Origin of the sequence: Enterobacter sp. MGH 4 (assembly GCF_000534735.1) — a bacterium.
Classification (GTDB): domain Bacteria; phylum Pseudomonadota; class Gammaproteobacteria; order Enterobacterales; family Enterobacteriaceae; genus Enterobacter; species Enterobacter intestinihominis.
In genome coordinates this window covers 1,454,234-1,477,128 of sequence record NZ_KI973289.1, presented here as the reverse complement: position 1 = coordinate 1,477,128, position 22,895 = coordinate 1,454,234, and the positions used below count along the sequence as shown (strand labels likewise).

Annotated in this window: 20 protein-coding genes and 1 other RNA gene; 11 read left to right on the top strand and 10 right to left on the bottom strand. The window is 56.6% G+C overall.

Annotation, left to right across the window (positions count from 1 at the left end; translation table 11 throughout):
* The 7 genes from ihfA to selO all read left to right on the top strand — a co-directional run bounded on the left by ihfA (position 1) and on the right by selO (position 5,771).
* On the top strand, positions 1-300 hold the full coding sequence (gene ihfA, locus L350_RS15475; protein WP_003857805.1) for an integration host factor subunit alpha: 300 nt from the start codon (positions 1-3) through the stop codon (positions 298-300).
* Positions 301-403: 103 nt separating this feature from the next.
* A complete protein-coding gene (gene btuC, locus L350_RS15480; RefSeq protein ID WP_023305965.1) occupies positions 404-1,384 on the top strand; it encodes a vitamin B12 ABC transporter permease BtuC in 981 nt (326 codons plus the stop codon).
* Positions 1,385-1,417: 33 nt separating this feature from the next.
* A complete protein-coding gene (locus tag L350_RS15485) occupies positions 1,418-1,969 on the top strand; it encodes a glutathione peroxidase (protein WP_032624393.1) in 552 nt (183 codons plus the stop codon).
* Positions 1,969-2,724: a vitamin B12 ABC transporter ATP-binding protein BtuD gene (btuD, locus tag L350_RS15490; RefSeq protein WP_022647841.1), complete on the top strand. Its 756-nt coding sequence runs from the start codon at positions 1,969-1,971 to the stop codon at positions 2,722-2,724. Before L350_RS15485 ends, btuD begins: the two co-directional genes overlap by 1 nt.
* A 72-nt stretch (positions 2,725-2,796) precedes the next feature.
* Positions 2,797-3,261 (top strand): NlpC/P60 family protein, encoded by a 465-nt coding sequence (locus tag L350_RS15495; protein ID WP_015570730.1) that lies wholly within the window; start codon positions 2,797-2,799, stop codon positions 3,259-3,261.
* 292 nt (positions 3,262-3,553) lie between these two features.
* Entirely contained in the window at positions 3,554-4,267 is a 714-nt protein-coding gene (locus L350_RS15500) for an EAL domain-containing protein (RefSeq protein WP_022647843.1), read from the top strand.
* A gap of 61 nt (positions 4,268-4,328) precedes the next feature.
* Positions 4,329-5,771, top strand: a complete 1,443-nt coding sequence (gene selO, locus L350_RS15505) for a protein adenylyltransferase SelO (RefSeq protein ID WP_032624392.1) — start codon at positions 4,329-4,331, stop codon at positions 5,769-5,771.
* Here the strand turns inward: selO and L350_RS15510 are convergent.
* From L350_RS15510 to ppsR, 8 genes are all read right to left on the bottom strand, one after another.
* On the bottom strand, positions 5,768-6,547 hold the full coding sequence (locus L350_RS15510; protein ID WP_032624391.1) for a heme ABC transporter ATP-binding protein: 780 nt from the start codon (positions 6,545-6,547) through the stop codon (positions 5,768-5,770). The genes selO and L350_RS15510 overlap by 4 nt on opposite strands.
* A complete protein-coding gene (locus L350_RS15515) occupies positions 6,540-7,532 on the bottom strand; it encodes a FecCD family ABC transporter permease (RefSeq protein WP_023299913.1) in 993 nt (330 codons plus the stop codon). The genes L350_RS15510 and L350_RS15515 overlap by 8 nt, the downstream gene beginning before the upstream one ends.
* Positions 7,532-8,350: a heme/hemin ABC transporter substrate-binding protein gene (locus tag L350_RS15520; protein ID WP_032624390.1), complete on the bottom strand. Its 819-nt coding sequence runs from the start codon at positions 8,348-8,350 to the stop codon at positions 7,532-7,534. Before L350_RS15520 ends, L350_RS15515 begins: the two co-directional genes overlap by 1 nt.
* Positions 8,347-9,375 carry a hematinate-forming heme oxygenase ChuS gene (gene chuS, locus L350_RS15525; RefSeq protein ID WP_032624871.1) on the bottom strand — a complete coding sequence of 343 codons (1,029 nt, stop codon included), beginning with the start codon at positions 9,373-9,375 and terminating at the stop codon, positions 8,347-8,349. The genes L350_RS15520 and chuS overlap by 4 nt, the downstream gene beginning before the upstream one ends.
* Before the next feature lie 35 nt (positions 9,376-9,410).
* On the bottom strand, positions 9,411-11,393 hold the full coding sequence (locus L350_RS15530) for a TonB-dependent hemoglobin/transferrin/lactoferrin family receptor (protein WP_032624389.1): 1,983 nt from the start codon (positions 11,391-11,393) through the stop codon (positions 9,411-9,413).
* 76 nt (positions 11,394-11,469) lie between these two features.
* Positions 11,470-11,658, bottom strand: a complete 189-nt coding sequence (gene hemP, locus L350_RS15535; protein WP_022647850.1) for a hemin uptake protein HemP — start codon at positions 11,656-11,658, stop codon at positions 11,470-11,472.
* 209 nt (positions 11,659-11,867) lie between these two features.
* The gene (aroH, locus tag L350_RS15540; RefSeq protein ID WP_022647851.1) at positions 11,868-12,914 is read right to left on the bottom strand and encodes a 3-deoxy-7-phosphoheptulonate synthase AroH; all 1,047 of its coding nucleotides are present in this window, start codon (positions 12,912-12,914) and stop codon (positions 11,868-11,870) included.
* Positions 12,915-13,064: 150 nt separating this feature from the next.
* Positions 13,065-13,898 (bottom strand): posphoenolpyruvate synthetase regulatory kinase/phosphorylase PpsR, encoded by an 834-nt coding sequence (ppsR, locus tag L350_RS15545; RefSeq protein WP_017384644.1) that lies wholly within the window; start codon positions 13,896-13,898, stop codon positions 13,065-13,067.
* 335 nt (positions 13,899-14,233) lie between these two features.
* Here ppsR and ppsA point away from each other — a divergent pair, with 335 nt between their 5' ends.
* From ppsA to L350_RS15565, 4 genes are all read left to right on the top strand, one after another.
* Positions 14,234-16,612 (top strand): phosphoenolpyruvate synthase, encoded by a 2,379-nt coding sequence (gene ppsA, locus L350_RS15550; protein WP_023305974.1) that lies wholly within the window; start codon positions 14,234-14,236, stop codon positions 16,610-16,612.
* Positions 16,613-16,846: 234 nt separating this feature from the next.
* Positions 16,847-18,247: an MFS transporter gene (locus L350_RS15555; RefSeq protein WP_032624388.1), complete on the top strand. Its 1,401-nt coding sequence runs from the start codon at positions 16,847-16,849 to the stop codon at positions 18,245-18,247.
* Positions 18,248-18,250: 3 nt separating this feature from the next.
* Positions 18,251-20,626: a glycoside hydrolase family 3 N-terminal domain-containing protein gene (locus tag L350_RS15560; protein ID WP_032624387.1), complete on the top strand. Its 2,376-nt coding sequence runs from the start codon at positions 18,251-18,253 to the stop codon at positions 20,624-20,626.
* A 358-nt stretch (positions 20,627-20,984) separates the two neighbouring features.
* Positions 20,985-21,191 (top strand): hypothetical protein, encoded by a 207-nt coding sequence (locus L350_RS15565; protein ID WP_022647855.1) that lies wholly within the window; start codon positions 20,985-20,987, stop codon positions 21,189-21,191.
* Positions 21,192-21,377: 186 nt separating this feature from the next.
* On the opposite strand, the gene rprA is transcribed toward L350_RS15565, so the two are convergent.
* Together rprA and ydiK are read right to left on the bottom strand one after the other, a co-directional pair.
* Positions 21,378-21,485, bottom strand: an RNA gene (gene rprA / locus L350_RS23095) — antisense sRNA RprA.
* A gap of 209 nt (positions 21,486-21,694) precedes the next feature.
* Complete coding sequence (gene ydiK / locus L350_RS15570; protein ID WP_032624386.1) at positions 21,695-22,810, bottom strand: AI-2E family transporter YdiK; 1,116 nt, start codon at positions 22,808-22,810, stop codon at positions 21,695-21,697.
* Positions 22,811-22,895: the final 85 nt, after the last annotated feature.

The following is a 22,895-nucleotide window of genomic DNA, read 5'->3' as shown; positions in this document are numbered from 1 at the left end:
ATGGCGCTTACAAAAGCTGAAATGTCAGAATATCTGTTTGATAAGCTTGGGCTTAGCAAACGGGATGCCAAAGAGCTGGTAGAGCTGTTTTTCGAAGAGATCCGTCGTGCTCTGGAAAATGGTGAGCAGGTTAAACTCTCCGGCTTTGGCAATTTTGATTTGCGAGACAAAAACCAACGTCCGGGCCGTAACCCGAAGACGGGGGAAGATATTCCCATTACAGCCCGCCGCGTGGTGACCTTCAGACCCGGACAGAAGTTAAAAAGCCGTGTCGAAAACGCAACGCCCAAAGCAGAGTAATATGAACTAACTAAAAAGGCCGCTCACGCGGCCTTTTTTCTTTGCGCTATTTGCTAAACCCGCCGTAAAATCAATGATATCTCAACCGGATAACCTATCGTCTATGCTTGATCTTGCCCGTCTTCAGCACCGCTCCGATCTCCGCCGCCTGTGTCTGCTCGGGGTGCTGATGATTGTCGCCACCACCGTCAGCCTGTGTGCGGGCGATCGGTGGCTGGGACCGGAAAGCTGGTTTACGCCTGAGGGACAGCTCTTTGTCTGGCAGATCCGCCTGCCACGGACGCTGGCTGTGCTTTTAGTCGGCGCTGCGCTGGCGCTGTGCGGCACGATCATGCAGGCATTATTTGAAAACCCTCTGGCGGAACCCGGACTTCTCGGGGTGTCGAATGGCGCAGGCGTCGGGCTTATCGCCGCCGTGATGCTGGGGGGAGGCGAGCTCTCCGCCTGGGGGATTAGCCTCAGCGCCATCCTTGGCGCGCTGTTGATAACCCTTATCCTTCTGCGCTTTGCTCGTCGCCATTTATCCACCAGCCGGCTGCTGCTTGCCGGGGTAGCGTTGGGGATCATCTGTAGCGCGCTGATGACATGGGCCGTCTACTTCTCCACCTCTTTCGATCTGCGCCAGTTAATGTACTGGATGATGGGGGGATTTGGTGGCGTTGACTGGCGTCAGGGGTGGCTGATGGTGCTCCTGATCCCGGTCATCCTGTGGACGGCGTTCCAGGCGCAGCCGCTTAATATTCTCGCGCTGGGCGAAACGTCTGCTCGCCAGCTCGGGATGCCGATTGGCTTCTGGCGCAACGTGCTGGTTATCGCTATCGGCTGGATGGTGGGCGTAAGCGTGGCGCTGGCGGGGGCGATTGGCTTTATTGGGCTGGTGATCCCGCATATGCTGCGCCTGTGCGGTATTACGGACCACCGAACCCTGCTTCCGGCCTCGGCGGTTGCCGGGGCGGCAACGCTGCTGATTGCCGATATCATCGCCCGGCTTGCGCTGACGGCCGCTGAGTTGCCGATAGGCGTGGTGACCGCAACGCTGGGCGCACCGGTCTTTATCTGGCTACTATTAAAAGCTGGACGTTAAAACACAACCTGTAAGTCAACCTGAGGGAATGCTATGCAGTCTGATATTCTGAATACCGAACTGACTACCATTGACGGCGAGAAAACCACGCTGGAAGGCTACAAGGGCAAGGTACTGCTCATCGTGAACGTGGCATCGAAATGTGGCCTTACGCCGCAGTATGAACAGCTGGAAAACATTCATAAAGCCTGGGAAAAAGACGGCTTTACCGTACTCGGCTTCCCGTGCAACCAGTTCCTGGGCCAGGAGCCGGGCAGCGAAGAGGAGATTAAGACCTTTTGCAGCACAACCTATGGTGTGACGTTCCCGATGTTCAGCAAAATTGATGTGAACGGGGAGAATCGACATCCGCTGTATGCCAAACTGGTGGCTGCGGCGCCGACCGCCGTTGCGCCTGAAGAGAGTGGTTTCTATGAGCGTATGGCGAGCAAAGGTCGCGCGCCGCTCTATCCGGACGATATTCTGTGGAACTTCGAAAAATTCCTGATTGGCCGTGACGGTCAGGTCGTGCAGCGTTTCTCGCCTGACATGACGCCTGAAGATCCTATCGTGATGGAATCAATCAAACTGGCGCTGGCGAAATAATGACGCTGCTGATGCAGCTCACAGGCGTTGCCGGGAAGGGACGTCTTGAGCCTGTTACCGCCGCAGTCAACGCAGGTGAAATCCTTCACCTGGTTGGGCCTAACGGCGCCGGAAAAAGCACGCTGCTGGCGCGCATGGCGGGGCTGACCCGCGGGGAAGGGGAGATTACCTTTCTCGGGCAATCGCTCGTCAACTGGCTACCCTCTACACTTGCCTCCCGTCGAAGCTATCTGGTTCAGCAGCAGGTTCCGCCCTTTGCAATGCCCGTCTGGCACTACCTGACGCTGCACCTGCCTGATAAAAATCAGGTAGCATTGCTCCATGACGTTGCTGCGGCGCTCGGGTTAGACGATAAGCTCACCCGACAGGCCAGCCAGCTTTCCGGTGGCGAATGGCAGCGCGTGCGTCTGGCCGCCGTCATCCTTCAGGTTCATCCGGTGGGAAATCCTCACGGGCGGTTGCTGCTGCTGGACGAGCCGATGAGCGGACTGGACGTTGCCCAGCAGGCAGCGCTGGATACTCTGCTCAGCGCGCTGTGTCGCAAGGGCATCGCCATTGTGATGAGCAGCCATGATTTAAACCATACGTTGCGCCACGCGCATCGGGTGTGGTTGCTGGCGCGTGGCAAACTGATTGCCAGCGGAACGCGCGATAGCGTGCTGACGGCCCCCAATCTTGCGAGTGCTTACCACATGTCGTTCCGGAGGCTGGATATTGAAGGCCACAAGATGCTCATTTCCACGGCGCAGGAATAACCTTTCTTGCACAGCCGCATAGATGCACGCTAAATTACCGAAAGAACAAAAAAAGCAGAGGATTCGTCTGAAATGCGATTCTGGTTTCTCCTTGTTGCGGCGCTATTTCTTGCAGGATGCAGCAGCCATCGTGCACCTCCGCCTAACCCACGGCTTTCCGATTCCATTACGGTCATTGCCAGCCTGAACGATCAGCTCAGCAACTGGCGCGGCACCCCTTATCGCTACGGCGGGATGAGCCGGGGCGGGGTGGATTGCTCGGGATTTGTGCTGATGACTTTCCGCGATAAATTTGACCTACAGCTTCCGCGTGAAACGCGTATGCAGGCGAAAATCGGCACTGAAATTGATAAAGACGAGCTCCTGCCCGGCGATCTGGTCTTTTTTAAAACAGGTTCCGGTGAAAGCGGCCTTCATGTCGGCATTTATGACACCGATAATCAGTTCATCCATGCCTCGACCAGCCGTGGCGTAATGCGCTCCTCTCTCGATAATGTTTACTGGCGTAAAAATTTCTGGCAGGCCAGGCGTATTTAACCGCTGCATAAAGATGCAGTGCGGAGGGCCTGCCGGTGAAAATAGACGTCAGGCTTTTCTTGCGGGTGGATTAAAGTAAAATTTTTGCCCACTTATTTTTGTCAGCATGTGCCTGTTTTATCTAAAACTGGCTATTATTCAATAACCAGGATAAGATTATTTTAGATTCAGGGAAAAATCTGAAAATTAATACGGAAAGAATGAAATTAATCTTATTAAAATCAAGACAGTGGAATTGTGCCTGCAATTGCTCCAGGATGTTCTCTCTCATCTTTAATGCAGGACAAGGGCGATGATTATTACGCTAGATAATGCTTACCAGTCTGAACTTTTACTCCTTCCGGCGCGTGATAGTGCAGGTTTGCTTAAAGGTTTAGAGATTTTGGTTAACTTTACTGGCGTGGGTACGGACGTACGAATCCCGACTGAACTGGTTATCCCTCATCTTTCTCAGGAAGATGAATTAGTGCTGTTTCAGGAAAAACTGCAATTACTCGATACCTGTAAGCTATTTTTTATTCAGCATCAGTTAATTGCATGGATCAATATTACACCTGCAATTGTTGAGTTTTTATTAACTAATGAGAACGCTGTTTCAATCCTTGATCGTTATCCGTTTCTTGAGTTTACTGTTAATGAGAACTATCCAGGTTTAAATAACGGGAAAGACGATCTGACGCTTGCAAGAATGGCGATCCATTTCCCCTTAGTGCTGGCTAACTTTGGTGCAGGGGCTGCATCCCTTAAACCGGTTTATGATGGTCTGTTCAAACGGGTGATTCTGGATAAAAACTTTATTCATCAGCGCGTCTCGGCGCTCTCTTTCGAGCCATTTATGCGCGCCATTCTCTGGCAGATCGCGCCGCATTGTCAGTCGGTCATGGTCTCGGGAATTGACGATCACGGCATCTTACAACGCGTGCTGCCCTTCAATTTTGGCGCAATGCAGGGAACCCTGTGGCCTGCCGTCCCGGCAGAACGCGTAACGACCCTCGTTCAGCAATAACCCCTTTCTTCGCCCGTGTTTACGTCAAGGGAAACCCTCTACACTTAAAGCAGGAGGACTTATGACCCTGTCTTTTACTGCTCACTGGCACGATGAATTACCCGGCTTTTACACCGCGCTTAAGCCCACGCCTTTACAGAACGCGCGTCTTATCTGGCATAACGATGCATTAGCGGATTCGCTTGGCATCCCTTCGACACTTTTTCAGCCAGAAAAGGGCGCCGGTGTCTGGGGCGGCGAAACGCTGCTTCCGGGCATGAAGCCTCTGGCTCAGGTCTACAGCGGACATCAGTTTGGCGTCTGGGCGGGACAGCTCGGCGATGGTCGCGGCATCCTGCTGGGTGAACAGGTTCTGCCGAATGGCGAAACGCTCGACTGGCACCTGAAAGGGGCAGGGTTAACACCGTACTCACGCATGGGGGATGGCCGCGCGGTGCTGCGTTCAACCATTCGTGAAAGTCTGGCTTCCGAGGCGATGCATGCCCTGGGGATCCCCACCTCACGCGCGCTGTCCATTGTCACCAGCGACACGCCGGTGGCCCGCGAGACGATAGAGCAGGGGGCGATGCTGATCCGCGTGGCGGAAAGCCATCTGCGTTTCGGTCATTTTGAACACTTCTACTATCGCCGCGAGCCGGATAAAGTCCGCCAGCTTGCCGACTACGCCCATCGACGTCACTGGCCGCACCTGCAAGACGAACCGGACTGCTATGTTCTCTGGTTCCGTGATATTGTCGCGCGCACCGCCTCAATGATTGCCCGCTGGCAGGCCGTCGGCTTTGCCCACGGGGTGATGAATACCGACAACATGTCCCTGTTAGGGCTGACGTTTGACTACGGTCCGTACGGCTTCCTTGATGACTATCAACCGGGTTACATCTGTAACCATTCGGACTATCAGGGGCGTTACCGTTTCGACAACCAGCCTGCGGTGGGGCTGTGGAACCTTCAGCGGCTTGCGCAAAGCCTGTCGCCGTTTATCGACGTCGATGCCCTGAACGATGCGCTCGATACCTATCAGGAGGTTTTGCTGCGGGAATATGGTGTGTTAATGCGCAACAAGCTGGGGCTGATGACGCAGGAAAAAGGCGATAACGCGCTGCTGAATGGGCTGTTTGCCATCATGGCGCGTGAAGGCAGCGACTATACCCGAACCTTCCGTATACTAAGCCAGACTGCGCAGCAGAGCGCCGCTTCACCGCTGCGTGACGAGTTCATCGATCGACAGGCGTTTGATGACTGGTTTGCCACTTACCGGGCGCGTTTACAGCAGGAACAGATTGATGACGATACCCGCCAGGCGCGGATGAAGGCGGTTAACCCGGCGATGGTGTTGCGCAACTGGCTGGCGCAGCGGGCTATTGAGCAGGCAGAGCAGGGGGATTATGCCGAGCTGCATCGGCTGCATATCGCCCTGCGCACGCCGTTTGCTGACCGGGAGGATGACTATGTCAGCCGCCCGCCGGACTGGGGCAAGCGACTGGAAGTGAGCTGCTCAAGCTAAGGGGCGAGAAAAACCTGCGGCGCGGCGTGCGCCGGATGTCTGCCGACGTGCACCTGCGCACCGTACCAGCGCGCCAGCGCGTCGGCCTGCAATACCGTCTCCGGTATGCCCTGAGAAACAATCCTGCCGTTGTGTAACAGCAGGATCCGGTCCGACCATAACGCGGCGAGATTAAGATCGTGCAGCACCACGCAGGCGTGAAGATGACCCAGACGGGTCAGCGATTTCAAAAGGCGCAGCAAATGCTGCTGGTGGTAGAGATCCAGCGCTGAAGTGGGTTCGTCGAGAAACAGCCAGCCGCGCGGCGTTCCCTCACGCCACAGCTGCGCCAGCGCGCGGGCGAGCTGAACGCGCTGCTGCTCGCCCCCCGAGAGGGAATGATAACGTCTGCCAGCCAGCGGCAGGCAACCGGTCAGCTGCATCACCTTACGCACAATCGACGGTTCAGGTTGAGGCGACCAGGGCGCACGCCCCATTCCAACGATCTCCTCCACCAGCCAGTCAAATCCAGGCTGAGTATGCTGACGCATCACTGCCCGATAGCGGGACAGCGTCTCCGGGTGCCATTCATCCAGCGCTTTCCCCGCCAGCGAACAGCCGCCGCTGTCGGGTTTCAGGTAGCCGGTCAGCAGTCGCAGCAGCGTGGATTTCCCCGCGCCGTTGGGACCGATCAATGTAACCAGCTCTCCCTGCGACAGTGACAGCGAAACGTTATCTGTCAGCGTGCGGCCAGACCGGGTAAAAGTCAGATTTTCAGCCGTATAACGTTCAGCCATGCTGTTCTCCACGACGAAAAATGAGCCATAAGAACCAGGGGGCGCCAAGGATGCTGGTGAGCAACCCGACCGGCATTTCTGCCGGGGCGACCAGAGTGCGGGCTACCGTATCCGCCACCAGCAGCAGAAAAGCGCCCGCGAGAACCGTGCCGGGGAGGGTTGCCCGGTGATCGGCGCCCAGCCACATGCGCATCAGGTGCGGCACCACGAGTCCGACAAAGCCAATCACGCCGCTGACGGCGACAGCCGCAGCGACCAGCAGAGCGCTGCATAGCAGTAATATTCGCTGTACAAGGGCAACGTCCACGCCGAGGTAATGCGCTTCCTCTTCACCCAGTTGCAGTAAATTTAACGCGCTGGCACAACGCCAGATCGCCAGAGCGGCAGGCACCATCAGCGAGATCACGGCGAGCAGCGTTGACCACTGCGCCTGACCGAGACTTCCCATTCCCCAGAGTGAAAGCTGACGCAACTGGGCGTCATTGCTGACCCACGAAAGCACACCCACTGCCGCACCGCACAGGGCATTGATGGCGATACCCACCAGCAACAGACGTGACAGAGAGGTGTCACGCTGCTTGCTGAGCAGGAAGATCACGCCTGTGGCTGCCAGCGCCCCAAAAAATGCCGCCAGCATCGGGGCATAAAGCATCACCAGCGCGGGCAGCGAGAGCGGGAGCACCACCCACAGGGCGACGGCCAGCGCCGCACCGCTGCTGATCCCGAGCAGGCCCGGGTCGGCCAGCGGATTGCGAAACAGCCCCTGCATGACGCAGCCGGCGAGCGCCAGCGACCCGCCAATCACCAGCGCCAGCAGCACGCGGGGCAGACGGATGGTGAGCCAGATCTGGCGTAGCGTCTCATCGCTGCCGCTCCACAGCACGTTCACCGGCAGGCGTAACGCCCCAAAACCGGTAGCCATGAACGTCATGACGGTAAGCAACCCCGCCAGAAGCCATAACGATAACGTGATGCGCCGGGACATCAGGGCAGTTGCTCCGCTCTGGCACGCAGTTGTTGTATGGCTTTCGGCGTGCGGACGCTGAAGCCCAGCAGGGCCATGTCATCAATAGCCAGCACCTGCTTGCTTCGCCCCGCTGGCGTTTGCGCCAGGCCGGGCAGTTTCCACAGATTTTGTTCGCCGCCCAGCGCGTTAAGGCCGTCCTGCGAAATCACCACCAGATCCGGCTGGCTGGCCATTACCCCCTCCTGGGAGAGCGGCTGATAGCGGGTAAAGCCCTGCATGGCGTTCTGCAACCCGGCGGCGCGTATTGCCGCATCCGCGCCGGTCTGTTGCCCGGCCGCCATTGCGGTCATTCCGCCGTGGCTGAGGATAAACAGCACCCGCTTGTTGAGCGGTGTTGAGGGCAGAGCCGCCAGCGCCTGACGCAGCGAGTTGCGCAGGGTTTCCCCTTGCACCTCATGATGCGTCGCCTGGGCTATCACCCGCACTTTTTCGTCAATCGTGCGCAGGTCAGGCGTGCCGGGAACGGTAACCACCCGGACGTGGCTCTGTTCAACCTGTTTCAGCGCCAGAGAGGGTTGCGCCTGGTCGCTTGCCAGCACCAGCGTCGGGCGTACGGACAGAATTCCCTCCGCATTCAGCTGGCGGAGATACCCCACGTCAGGCAGCGCGTTTGTCGCCTGCGGCCACTGGCTGGTACTGTCGCGCGCAACCAGAGAAGACTCCGCGCCGAGAGCGTAGACGATCTCCGTCACGTCGCCGCCGAGGGCGACAATTCTCTCCGGCGCGGCGACGGCGACCAGCGGCAGGGCGCAGAGCAGGGCAAACCAGTTTTTCATGCGGCCAGCCCTTCTGGCGTCAGAGCGTCAATCTGGCGGCGCCACTGGCTCTGCTCCGGCTCGCCTTCGGTACGCTGCCCGTAGAGCTGGGCGATCTGAGTTCCATCCGCAGCAAACAGCTCCAGGCTGGTAACGTGTCCGTCTGCCGTGGGCTTACGCGTAACCCACGTCTCCGCGATAGTCTCCTCCAGCAGATGCAGGGTAAAGGTTGGGTTGAAGATGTTCAGCCAGCCCTTCATGGGCGTCAGTTTTTCCACCACACCGGTGAAGATCTGCACGCAACCGCGGTTGCCGACGAAGATCATGATTTCGTTTCCGTCCTGTTGCGCCGTCTCCAGCAGTTGTGCCAGCGCGCTGTTATCCACCTTACAGGCCAGATCGTCACTCACCAGACGAAACGCCTGCTGGCGGCTCAGGTTATGGCGCTTCAATAAGCTAAAGAATTGATGCACGTCGGTCATGGCGCGCCACTCTTTCTCCACCGAGCCTGCATCTGCACCGTCGGAATGCGCGGGGGCTTCGACAGCCTTCAGCGCCAGAGCGGGGTTATCGGCAATGATAAAACGGGTCAGCACGTCGCCCCAGGCGGCAACGTCGGTGTGATCCGTGGTGTAGACCTTCAGTAAAGCGTCGCCCTGATGATCGAAGAACTGAATGCTCTGACGTTCGCCGCGGGAGGTCGTTTCGCTAATGTGAAACGCGCTCGCCCACTGGTTGAGGAACAAACGCAGATCCAGCGCGCGCGGATTCAGCACCAGCCCGGCATGACCGCCGAGGTGCTGGTGAGTAAACGCTCCAACCTGTTCGTGAACGGCGTATTCGTTACGGCAGATGCATTTGGTTTCCCCCACGGACTCCAGCGCTGCCAGAATCTCGCGGATTTCACCGCGCAGCCGCCAGGCGTCGTGTCCAACGCGCGCAAATGCCAGCTCTGCTTCGCTGATGTGCATTAATCCGGCGATATCACGGGCGTACTTACCCGGATGTTCTTCTTTAAGCTCAAGCCAGCGTGTGTAGTGACCCATAATCTTATCCTTCTGAATCGTTGCCCCGAAGGGAATTACCATTGATAACTGACGAAGATCTTGCCGTTGCGGCCATCCTGCGGGATGCCCTGCGGTGACCAGTAGGCTTTGTCGAAGGCGTTCCCCAGCACGAGGGTGGTGGTGACGCCTTTGAACTGCTGCTGGCCTTTATAGCTGACGTAGAAATCATTTACTGCGTAGCCAGGCTGCTCGCTGTAGCTGCTGCTGATGTGCGTTGAACGTTCGACGAAGGTGCCGATCCAGCCCACGGAGAAGCCGCTTTGCGCCACCGGGATATCCAGCTTGCTGGTGACGGTGTCCGGGTTGATGCTGGAGATATATTCACCCGTGTCGGTATCTTTCCCGCGCGTGCGGTTGTAGGCCACGTCGAGGTTGAACAGGCTGGTCGAGTAGGTCGCCATCATGTCCCAGCCCCAGATTTTGGCATTTGGTACGTTATAGGACATGGTAGTGGCCGCCGCAAAATCGACGGTGGTAGAGATGTAATCTTTTGCTTTGGTGTCGAAGTAGCTGGCTTTGAACTCCAGCGCGTCGTTGGCGAGTAGCAGATCGTCAAAACGCAGCCCAAAACCGAACTCCTGGGTTTCGTTGGTCTCCGGACGCAGGTTCGGGTTCGGCACCCAGTAGTTAGTGTAGAAGCTGCCGATAGAGAAGTGCTTTGAGTCGTTATACATCTCGCCCATCGTTGGCGCGCGGAAGGCCTGGGCGTAAGAGCCGAACAGCATCAGCCAGTCGGTTGGACTCACAGTTAACCCGGCGCGTGATGACCATTTATCCGCATCCACGTCGTCGTAACCGTCGCTGCTGCCGCGGTAGTTGTCGTAACGCGTCCCGCCGAGAAGCGTTACCGGCAGGTCGCGCAGGGTGATCTCATCCTGCAACCAGCCGGAGCTGAAGTCGATTTTAGCGTCCGGGAAGCCGGTGGTCGCGCCGCCAGGGTGTTGCTCCTGACGGTAGTATTCCCCGCCGTAGGTCAGCAGGTGCGAGGCGAAGGAGTCGCTGAACAGGCGGGTGCGGTTTTCCACTTTGCCGCCTTTGGTGGTCTGCTTACGGAACTCGCCGCTGGCGTCGATGTTCTGGGCGTTGAGCCGCGCTTCGGACCAGTAAATTTTCGCATCGGCGTTCAGCCAGTCGTTTCCGGCTGGCGCAATGCGGTAGCCAAGCTGGGCATCGCGCTGAATGGTGGAACGATCGGTCATCGGGTTACTGCTGCTGGCATCCGTGGTCTGCGGGTTTTTCGGCTCCTGCGCGTCGTTGTTGTAGTAGCGCAGGGAGCCGCTCAGCGTCTGAGCCGGATCAATTTTCCAGCTGCCTTTCGCCAGCATATTGTTGATGGATTCGTCGTTTGGCGCCCTCGCGCCGTCACTCTGGCGAATGTCGCCGCGATCGCGACTGGACCAGGAGACCACACCGTCCAGGGTATCGGTGCGGCCATAGGCGCTGGCGCCCATCCCGATGCTGTGATCGCCCGTTGCACCGGTAGCAAATACGCGATAGCCGCTATTTTTACCTGCGTCCAGCAGATCGCTGGCGTCGACGGTGTCATATGAAATTACGCCGCCCAGCGCGCCGCTGCCGTACAGCAAGGCGGAAGGGCCACGTACCACTTCGATACGTTTGATCAGCGCCGGATCGAGGAACGTGCTGTTCAGGTGTCCGGTATCGGTGCCCTGTCGTACGCCATCCACCAGCACCAGCACGCCACGTCGGTCGTAACCGCGCAGGTTAACGTCCTGACCGTTGGTGCGCCCGGTGCCGTCCAGCGTCAGGCCGGGCACCTTGCGCAGCAGGTCGGCGGCGGAGCTGGCGGTCTGGTTTTCCGGCGCGGTGGTGTCAATCACGCTTACCATCATGGGGGCTTCGAAGGCGCTGCGGGCGTTGCCGGTGGCGGTAACGGTGATATCGTCTGTGGCGGCAAACGCAACGCCCGGCAGGGTGCTGACAATTGCCAGCGCCAGAAGAGACGGGCGTAAAGACGCGGATTGCAGGTGTGGCATAGCAACTCTCCATAAGAATTGAAAAGCGCTGGCTGCCTGGGGATCACCTGGGTGGCTGGCGAATGTGTTGTCTGGATTATTTAGTCAGGATCAGTTTTCCGGCATTGGTCTGGCGCAGCAGGTAGTGCTGGCCGTCATGCTCGATAATGACCCGTCCCTCCTCACCCAACAGGCTTTTGCTGTCGATTCGGCGATCGGTGGGAGCAGGGGACGGCGCTGTGTGTGTTTTTACTGGCGTTGCCGCGCTGTTATCGGTCGGTGACATAATGTTTATAAATAACAATCAATGTAACAATGATAATCATTATCAATAAACTGCAAATTCACGGCAAGCGTTTTTATGAAAATTGTGTGACGGGATCAAATTTGGGGGAGAGGTGCGGTCTGATGCCCTCACCCCGACCTTCTCCCATGGGGAGAGGGAGAAGGGCACGTACCGTAGGCCGGGTAAGCGCAGCGTCACCCGGCAGGATTTTAAAAGCGCGTGTCCACGGCTGAAGCCAGCTTCTCCAGCAGCCGTTCGCTGTCTTCCCAGCTCAGGCACGGGTCGGTGATCGACTGGCCGTACACCATTTGCTGTCCGGCGACGATCTTCTGCGTGCCTTCTTTGATAAAGCTCTCCGCCATAATTCCTGCAATGGCGGTCGAGCCGCTGCGGATCTGCTGGCAGACTTCATCGCAGACGTCCAGCTGGCGGCGGTGCTGTTTCTGGCAGTTGCCGTGGCTGAAATCCACCACCAGATGCTCCGGCAGGTCAAATTCCGCCAGCGTTTCGCAGGCGGCGGCAATATCTTCTGCATGGTAATTCGGTTTTTTACCGCCACGCATAATGATATGTCCGAACGGGTTGCCGCTGGTCTGGTAGATGGTCATTTGGCCGTTTTTATCCGGGGAGAGGAACATATGGCTGGCGCGTGACGCGCGGATGGCATCAACGGCGATGCGGGTATTGCCGTCCGTTCCGTTTTTGAAGCCCACCGGGCAAGAGAGCGCCGACGCCATTTCACGGTGGATCTGGCTTTCGGTGGTACGCGCGCCAATCGCGCCCCAGCTAATGAGGTCGGCAATAAACTGTCCGGTCACCATATCCAGAAATTCGGTAGCGGTCGGCACGCCCAGCTCGTTAACCTGTAGCAGCAGCTTACGCGCCAGCGCAATGCCGTGATTCACCCGGTAACTACCGTTCAGATCGGGATCGGATATCAATCCTTTCCAGCCCACGACAGTACGCGGTTTTTCAAAGTAGGTACGCATCACGATCTCCAGGCGATCCTGATACGTGCCGCGCAGCGTCTGAAGGCGTTGTGCATAATCCATCGCCGCGTCCAGGTCGTGGATGGAGCAGGGGCCAATTACTACCAGAAGACGTTTGTCTTCACCATTGAGAATTTTTTCGATGCGGCGACGGGAGGCCGTCACATGGTCCGCCACCTCGTCGGAAACGGGGTGCAGCCGGGCCAGTTCAGCCGGGGTGACCAGGCTATCAATGCGCGCGGTGCGCAGTTCGTCGGTTTTGTTCATGGAATGTCTCAGAAATTTTTTGCTTCATCGGCAGACTACCGGGAAGTGATGGGCATCACCTTAAACCAATCCCTGCTGATTTCAAGTTCGGGGCACGTCGCCCCGAGGATGGCATGATAATAACTGAAACTGGATTAATGTACTAGCATATTAGTACATGCGGCGATTCAGTCCCATGATATCGAGGATCTTGGTGGCAATTTCTTCTACTGAATAGTTGGTACTGTTCAGCCAGGGGATCTGATTTTTTCGGTACAGCGCTTCGACTTCGGAGACTTCCATTCGGCACTGGCGCATTGAGGCGTAGCGGCTGTTCTCGCGACGTTCTTCGCGGATCGCCGCCAGTCGTTCCGGGTTGATGGTCAGCCCAAACAGCTTATGCTGAAGCGGCTTGAGCGCGGCAGGCAGCACCAGGTTGTCCATATCATCGGCAATAAAGGGGTAGTTGGCGGCGCGAATGCCAAACTGCATTGCCAGGTAAAGGCTGGTGGGGGTTTTACCGCAGCGCGACACGCCAAGCAAAATGACCTGCGCCTGGTCCAGATTGCGCAGCGAGATCCCGTCGTCGTGCGCCAGAGTGTAGTCAATGGCGGCAATACGCGCATCGTATTTGGTCAGGTTGCCGGGGTTCAGCCCGTGGGTACGGTGAGCGATCGGCGTCGGGTCGAGCTTCAGCTCGCTTTGCAAGGGTGCAACCAGCGCCTGCACGATATCCTGACAGAAGCCCTCGCTTTGCAGAATGATGTTGCGGATCTCAGGGATCACAATGGAATAGAACACCAGCGGACGAACGCCGGTCTGCTGGTAAATGGCGTCGATCTGGTCCTTGACCGCTTTGGCCCGGCTCTCATTTTCCACGAACGGCAACGTGATGCTGTTTATCGATACCGGAAACTGCGACATCACCGCGTGTCCCAGCACCTCGGCGGTAATCGCCGTCCCATCAGAAATATAAAAAACGTGGCGATCGACAGCATTATCCATTTTATCCACCCTGAATAGCGTACGTAATTGCCTGAAAGCATAAATTAAAAAAGTTAATTGCACAGCAAAGAACTTATCTGAATTTAAAATGAAATGGTGTTTTTGATTTTCCTGAAAAGTGGATTTCATTTTCTGATTAGCGGCGTTATTTCTATGGTTTTTGACGGATTCTATAGGAATCATCGGGTTAGCGAGTGCGGGGAAACTGTCCGAAAAGTTGAAAATTTAAATTGCTTACACGATTCACCGTTTTTTTAGCGGAAATAAATATGCCAGTATAAATACGTAGTCAGGTGTTTCTTACTCCGATCAAATATCACAAAAGGATTGTTTCGATGTCCAACAATGGCTCGTCACCGCTGGTGCTTTGGTATAACCAACTCGGCATGAATGATGTAGACAGAGTTGGGGGCAAAAATGCCTCCCTGGGTGAAATGATTACAAATCTGTCCGGTATGGGTGTCTCCGTACCAAACGGGTTTGCCACAACCGCCGATGCGTTTAACCTGTTTTTAGACCAGAGCGGTGTAAACCAGCGCATTTACGACCTGCTGGATAAAACGGATATTGATGATGTCACCGAGCTTGCCAAAGCCGGGGCGCAAATCCGCCAGTGGATTATCGACACACCTTTCCAGCCGGAACTGGAAAAAGCCATCCATGACGCCTACAACCAGCTCTCCGCTGACGACGCGCAGGCCTCCTTTGCCGTGCGCTCTTCCGCTACCGCGGAAGATATGCCGGATGCCTCTTTCGCCGGACAGCAGGAAACCTTCCTCAACGTCCAGGGTTACGAGGCGGTACTGGTGGCGGTGAAGCATGTGTTTGCTTCCCTGTTCAACGACCGCGCCATCTCCTATCGCGTGCATCAGGGCTATGACCACCGCGGCGTCGCGCTCTCCGCAGGCGTACAGCGCATGGTGCGCTCCGACGTGGGCTCTTCCGGCGTGATGTTCTCTATCGATACTGAATCCGGCTTCGACCAGGTGGTGTTTATCACCTCCGCGTGGGGTCTGGGCGAGATGGTGGTGCAGGGGGCGGTGAACCCTGACGAATTCTACGTGCACAAGCCTACGCTGGCGGCTAACCGTCCGGCAGTGGTACGCCGCACCATGGGCTCGAAAAAAATCCGCATGATCTATGCCCCGACGCAAGAGCATGGCAAGCAGGTCACCATTGAAGATGTGCCGCAGGAGCAGCGGGATCGCTTCTCGCTCACCGACGCCGAAGTGGAAGAGCTGGCGAAGCAGGCGGTGCAGATTGAAAAGCACTATGGCCGTCCGATGGACATCGAGTGGGCCAAAGACGGACACACCGGCAAGCTGTTTATCGTGCAGGCGCGTCCGGAAACCGTCCGTTCGCGCGGTCAGGTCATGGAGCGCTACACCCTGCACGCGCAGGGCAAAATTGTCGCGGAAGGCCGCGCAATCGGCCACCGCATCGGTGCCGGTCCGGTGAAAGTGATCCACGACATCAGCGAGATGAATCGCATTCAGCCTGGCGACGTGCTGGTGACCGACATGACCGACCCGGACTGGGAGCCGATCATGAAGAAAGCGGCTGCTATCGTCACCAACCGCGGTGGCCGTACCTGTCACGCGGCTATCATTGCCCGTGAGCTGGGGATCCCGGCGGTGGTCGGCTGTGGTGACGCGACCGAACGCATGAAGGACGACCAGAACGTGACGGTCTCCTGTGCCGAAGGCGATACCGGTTACGTGTATGCCGATATCCTCGACTTCAGCGTGAAGAGCTCCAGCGTGGATACCATGCCGGACCTGCCGCTGAAAATCATGATGAACGTCGGTAACCCGGATCGCGCGTTTGACTTCGCCTGCCTGCCGAACGAAGGCGTGGGCCTGGCGCGTCTGGAATTCATCATCAACCGCATGATCGGCGTTCACCCGCGCGCGCTGCTGGAGTTTGACGACCAGGACGCGAAGCTGCAAAACGAAATCCGCGAGATGATGAAGGGTTACGACTCGCCGAGAGAGTTCTATGTCGGCCGCCTGACGGAAGGCATCGCCACGCTCGGCGCGGCCTTCTACCCGAAACGCGTGATCGTGCGTCTGTCGGACTTTAAGTCCAACGAATATGCCAACCTGGTGGGCGGCGAACGCTACGAGCCGGAAGAAGAGAACCCGATGCTGGGCTTCCGCGGCGCCGGACGCTACGTGTCGGAAAGCTTCCGCGACTGCTTCGCGCTGGAGTGCGAAGCGGTAAAACGCGTGCGCAACGACATGGGGCTGACCAACGTGGAAATCATGATCCCGTTCGTCCGTACCGTGGATCAGGCGAAAGCGGTGGTGGATGAGCTGGCGCGTCAGGGGCTGAAGCGCGGCGAGAACGGGCTGAAGATCATCATGATGTGTGAAATTCCGTCCAACGCCCTGCTGGCCGAGCAGTTCCTGGAGCACTTCGACGGCTTCTCCATTGGTTCGAATGATATGACGCAGCTGGCGCTCGGCCTGGACCGCGACTCCGGCGTTGTCTCTGAGCTGTTTGATGAGCGTAACGAGGCGGTGAAAGCGCTGCTCTCCATGGCTATCCGTGCGGCGAAGAAACAGGGTAAATATGTCGGGATCTGCGGGCAGGGTCCTTCTGACCATGAAGACTTTGCGGCCTGGCTGATGGATGAGGGGATTGATAGCCTCTCCCTGAACCCGGACACCGTGGTGCAAACCTGGCTGAGCCTGGCAGAGCTGAACAAGTAAAACCTGCATAACCTGAAAAAGGCGAGGATATCTGTCCTCGCCTTTTTTATTTTCCTGCGAATATGCTCACCATCACAAATAAAGCAAAAAACCAAATATCATAATTTATCTGTTAATTTAGACAATTGTTAGTGGGCAGGGCGTTGCTAATACTTGAGCCTTACCGCGTACATCCGTCGGGATGATGCGCGACTGGTTGAAATACGTTTTAACCTGATAAAAAGGCTAATAACAATGACAATCTCCTCTGTGTTACGTACCAAAGATAAAATAGGTTATGGCCTCGGTGATATGGCCAGCGCGCTGGTCTGGCAAACGGCAACGTTATTTCTCGCTTATTTCTATACGGACGTATTCGGTTTGCCGGCGGCCATTATGGGCACCATGTTTTTAGTGGTGCGCGTGATCGATGCGTTTGTCGATCCGTGCATTGGCGCGCTGGTGGACCGCACTCAGACCCGCCACGGTCGTTTTCGTCCCTGGCTGCTCTGGTTTGCCATTCCGTTTGGCGTGAGCTGCCTGATTACCTTCTACGTACCGGATGCCGGGCAGACGGCGAAAATTGTCTATGCTTGCGTAACCTATGCCATCCTGAGCCTGATCTACTCCGCGATTAACGTTCCATACTGCGCCATGCCCGGCGCGCTGACGCTCGACCCGCGCGAGCGCCACTCGCTGCAATCCTGGCGCTTTGGCCTGTCGTTTATCGGCGGGTTGATTGTAACGGTCATCGCGCTGCCGCTGGTCTCATTATTAGGTCAGGGGAATGTGCAAAAAGGTTATTTCTATGCCATGAGCCTGATGGGGCTGCTGGGTATTGTTTTATTCTTCTGCTGCTTCTTTATGACCCGGGAGCGTTACTCGCCACGCAATGACACCTCCGGCTCGATGCTGACGGATTTAAAACTGCTGGCCGCCAACAGCCAGTGGCGAATTGTTTTTCTGTTTAATATTTTACTGTTAACCGCCGTCGTGACGCGTGGCTCTGCGACCATGTATTACGTTAACTATGTTCTGTTACGTCCTGAACTGGTCTTTGCCTTTATTGTTTCCGGCATGGTGGCATCCTTAAGCGGCGCATTATTATCTGAACGCCTGCTGGGGAAATTTGATCGCGTACGCGCCTATCAGTGGACCATTATTTCTTTCGTTATTTTTGGCGCGTTGATTTTCTTCATTCCTCCTTCGCAGGTGTGGCTGATATTCGGTCTGAATATTGTGTTTAGTTTTATTCAGAACCTGACCACGCCGCTGCAATGGACCATGTTCTCCGATGTGGTGGACTACGAAGAACACCGCAGCGGCCGCCGTCTGGACGGGCTGGTCTTTTCTACCGCCCTGTTTGCCATCAAGTTTGGGTTGGCGCTGGGTGGGGCGGTAGTCGGTTGGGTGCTGGGCATGGTGGATTACGCGCCCGGACAGGCAAACCAGGCGCCTCACGTCCTCGCAACCATCAATGCCCTGTTCACCCTGATCCCCTGCGCGCTGTTCCTCTGCATGGTGGCGCTCCTTGCTATCTACAAACTCAACAGCCGACTGGTGGATTCCATTGCCCGTGAGCTGGCCAGCAAGCGAGACATTCGAAACGATGCGGGGCAGCTCAGCCCGGTAACCCAATCCGCACTACAGGAGTAAACCATGACTGTGATCTACAAGGACGCGGGACGTCCCGTACACGAGCGTGTCGCTGATTTACTGGCGCGTATGACGCCGGAAGAGAAATTTGCCCAGATGCACGCGTACTGGCTGATCCTCGATGAACACGGCAACCACCGCGAGCGCAGCGATTTGAGCGATGAGTTCGCCGGCGTGAGCGAACAGGCGTCCCTCAGCGAAAGGCTGAAGCTGGGCGTCGGGCAGATCACCCGTCCGCTCGGCACGCACATTGTTGATGCAAAAACCGGCGTGCGTGCCGCTAACCGCCTGCAACGTATGATGATGGAGGAGACCCGGCTCGGCATTCCGGCGCTGTTTCATGAGGAGTGTCTGGTGGGGCTGCTGTGCAAAGATGCAACCCTGTTCCCGTCGTCGCTGAACTACGGTTCCACCTGGGACCCGGCGCTGGTGCAGCGCGCGGCGGAGCAGATTGGCAATGAGGCCCGGTCTGTCGGGTGCCAGCAGGGGCTGGCCCCGGTGCTGGATGTCTCGCGCGATGTGCGCTGGGGACGGACGGAAGAGACCTTTGGGGAAGATCCGTGGCTGGTAGGGGTGATGGCGACGGCGTACGTGAAGGGGTTGCAGGGCGATAAGCGCGATCTGCTGGCGACCCTGAAACATTACGTGGGGCACTCCTTCAGCGAAGGGGCGCGCAACCATGCGCCGGTCCATCTGGGTTTCAGCGAGCTAAACGATACCTTCCTGCTACCGTTTGAGATGGCGGTGAAGCTGGCCAACGCCGGTTCGGTGATGCCAGCCTATCATGACATCGATAATCAGCCAGGGCACAGCGACCATTTCCTGCTCACCACCGTGCTGCGTGATCAGTGGGGCTTCGACGGCATTATTGTCGCGGATTACGGCGGCGTCAGCCTGCTGCACCAGCACCACGGGATTTCTCACGATCCAGCAGAATCGGCGGCGCTGGCGTTTAACGCCGGGCTGGACGTGGAATTGCCGAAGGATGACTGCGCGCGTCATCTGGCGGAAGCGGTAGAGCGTGGGCTTATCTCAATGGCGAAAGTGGATGAGATTGTGGCGCGCGTGCTAAGTGAAAAATTCCGTCTCGGGCTGTTTGAAAAACCGTACGCCGACGAAAAAGGTATCGATTTGCAGAATGAGGCGACCCGGCAGGTGGCGCGCGAGGTGGCAACAAAATCGATCACGCTGCTGGAAAATAACGGCATTTTGCCCCTCGGCGGAAAACCCCGTGTAGCGGTAGTGGGGCCGACGGCGGACGATCCGCTGGCGTTGCTGAGCGGCTACAGCTTCCCGGTTCACCTGATCATCAGCGATATGGTTGAAGAGACCTCGCAGGTGACAACCCCGCGCGCGGCGCTGGAACAGTACCTTGGTGCATCGCAGATACGTTACGCCAAAGGGTGCCACATTATCGAAAAACGGATGGCGGGTGCGCCGGTGTTCCCGGGCGACAGCGGCGGTAAACCGATGCAGCAATCGCCGGTTTCACAACGCACGGATTTGATCCCCGAAGCCGTGAGCGCGGCAAAAGAGAGTGACGTGGTGGTGGCCTGCGTGGGCGACCTCGCCGGGCTATTCCAGAGCGGCACCGTGGGGGAAGGATCGGATACCGATTCGCTGAATCTGCCGGGCGTGCAGCAACAGCTGCTTGAGGAGCTGGTGGCAACCGGCAAGCCGGTAATTGTCGTCATGACGGGCGGGCGTCCTTATAACCTTCAGGGGCTGGAAGAGAAGGTGGCCGCGCTGATGATGGCCTGGGCGCCGGGGCAGGAAGGGGGCTGGGCGATTGCCGATATCTTAACCGGCCGCGCGGAGCCGCAGGGCAGGCTGGTAGTCAGCGTGCCGAAAAACGCCGGGGCGATGCCGTACTACTATAACCACAAGCTGAAAAGCGGCGGCACGCCGTTTGCGTTCCATTTCGGCGCACTTTACCCGTTCGGTTACGGTCTTGGCTGGACGCAGTTTCGCTGGAGTGCGGCGCGTCTCGCTGAAAGCCACGTCCCGGTCGACGGAGAGGTGGTGTTAAGCGTCGAAGTCAGCAACATCGGGGAGCGCAGCGGCAGCGAAGTAATACAGGTGTACGTGCGTGACAAAGTCGCGACGCAGGTTCGTCCGCTTCAGGAGCTGAAAGCGTTTCAACGCGTTACGCTTTCACCGGGAGAAACCGCCACCCTGACCTTTACCCTGCCGGTGGAGATGTTTAATTTCACCCGCCGGGACGGGAAGCGAATTGTCGAGCCAGGTGAATTTGAGCTACAGGTTGGCGCGTCCTCGGCGGATATTCGCGAGGTGGTGAACGTGCAGGTGACCGGGGAGACGCGGGTGCTGGAGGGGGAATGGCAGATGTTGAGTAGGAGTGAAATTTGTAAAAATTAATATTCAGGACTCGCCTGGCCACAAAGGCGAGTCCTCTTTCAAGCAATCAAAAGAGGAAAATGAACTTACAAAGCACTAATAACTTAAAAAAATAGTTCGCATAAGAATAGTCTTAGCCGCCTTGCTCTGAGCCTGGAACTGATATAGCTACTCCTCACCCTCTGCTGGTTGCAGGACTGCGCCAGATAGCCTGATAGGTTTGATGAGCTATAAAAGATGAAATTTAAATGAATATACGGACTCTGTCTGATTTAAGTTCCCTGTGCAACGGCTACATGACAACGCAATGCAGGGAAAACGAAGAACTACAGTGCATAGCGTCAGAACTCAGGATTCAATAAGTAACTGGAGAGGTTAAGTGGTTGTAGATATTTCGGTGTTATTCATTATTCTTTTAATGATTGTGTGCGCCCTGATTTATCGCCTTTCTGTCATGGAAGATAAGTTGTTAGCAATGGAGTTAAGACACGCTACGGAAGTCAACGCAGCGCGTAGAGAAGGGTATATAAACTGCATGAATCTTCATGCTCAGGTTGAAAAAAGTATAAAAGATAAAGCTAAATGATGGCGTTTTTAGGAACGCCAATTGGCTGTTGGTACGAGAAAGATATTCAGTTGATAGTGAAATGGCATATGCTTATGACGAATGGAACTAAACAGTAAAACTCTTTCATCGCTATTCATCCGTCTGTAATGAACGGTTTTTTCGTTTAAAACACGCCTAAATCCTGTGCGCTCAGCATAAGGTAAATAAAAAAAAAGCCCATCGTGGGAGATGGGCAAAGACTACACACAGCAATTCGTTGTTTCACTCAGGGGATTTCCATGCTTATAAATCAAGGTGTTGATTTATAACCGTGTCTTAATAGTAGGCATGCCAACTTTATGAGTCGATCGGATTCGTCTCAATAGTTAAAGGGAGGTAAAGATTTCTTGAAGAGAATGACGGTTTTAGGCATGAAAAGGCGGGTCTGACCAGTGCGCAGAGAATAAATAGTTTAGCAACGTTTAAGTATTCCTGCGAAGAGTGTAGGCCGGGTAAGCGTTAGCGCCACCCGGCAAAGGTTATTACTGCGCGTTCTTATCTTCCAGCTCTTCAAGTTCGCTTAAGATGAGGTCCGGATCGGTTCCGGGTGGCGGCACTTCATGCACCCAGGCAGAGAAGAGACGCCAGGTTACCGCAAGCAGCACCGGACCGATAAACAGGCCAATCATGCCGAAGGCAATCAACCCCCCGATCACCCCGGACAGGATCAGAATCAGCGGCAGATCAGCGCCCATGCGGATGAGGAGAGGACGAATCACGTTATCCATGGTGCCCACCACGCAACTCCAGACCAGCAGCACCGTGCCCCAGGTCGTGTCCCCCGTCCAGTAAAGCCAGATAATGCAGGGAACCAGCACCAGCAGCGGACCAAGCTGTGCCAGACAGGTCATCAGCATGACAACGGTGAAAATGGTGGCATAAGGTACGCCGGAAACCGCCAGCCCGATACCGCCAAGCACCGCCTGCACCAGCGCTGTGACCACCACGCCGAGCGCCACCGCGCGAACGGCCTGGGCTGCCAGCAGCACGGCCGCATCGCCGCGTTTACCTGCCAGCCGGGTGGCGAAATGGCGTACCCCCAGCGCAACCTGCTCGCCGCGCCAGTACAGCAGGGCGCTGAAGACCAGCATCAACGTACAGTGCATCATAAAGCGACCAATATGCGCAGCCTGCCCGACAAACCAGGTGGTGGTTGTGCCGATGTACGGGCGCACTTTGGCCATCAGGGCGCTACCGCCCATCTCCAGCAGGCTGTGCCAGCCGCTGTATAGTTTTGCGCCCAAAACAGGAATGCTGTTCAGCCACGCGAGATCCGGCAGCGTCATGTCACCGCTGGTGACCGCGCGAATAACCGGGCCGCTGCTGTCAACCAGGCTGTTAACCAGCAGCGCAATGGGAATAATAAACAGCAGGAACAGCAGCAGCGTCATCACCAGCACGGCAAGGCCGCGGCGACCAAACAGCAGTTTCTGCAAACGTAAGAGTAAAGGCCAGGTTGCGACCACGACGGTCGCGGCCCAGGCAAATCCGAGCACGAAAGGACGAACAATCCACAGACACGCAATAATCATAATGGCTAAGAACAGCACCGACAGCAGTATCTGTGCGACATCCCTGGGCTGACGAAGATTGACCATAAACGAAACTTTCCTTAAATGAACACCAGCAAGGCTGATGGGAATATAAACCGCATCTCTCTAATCATTAGTGATTTCAGCGATT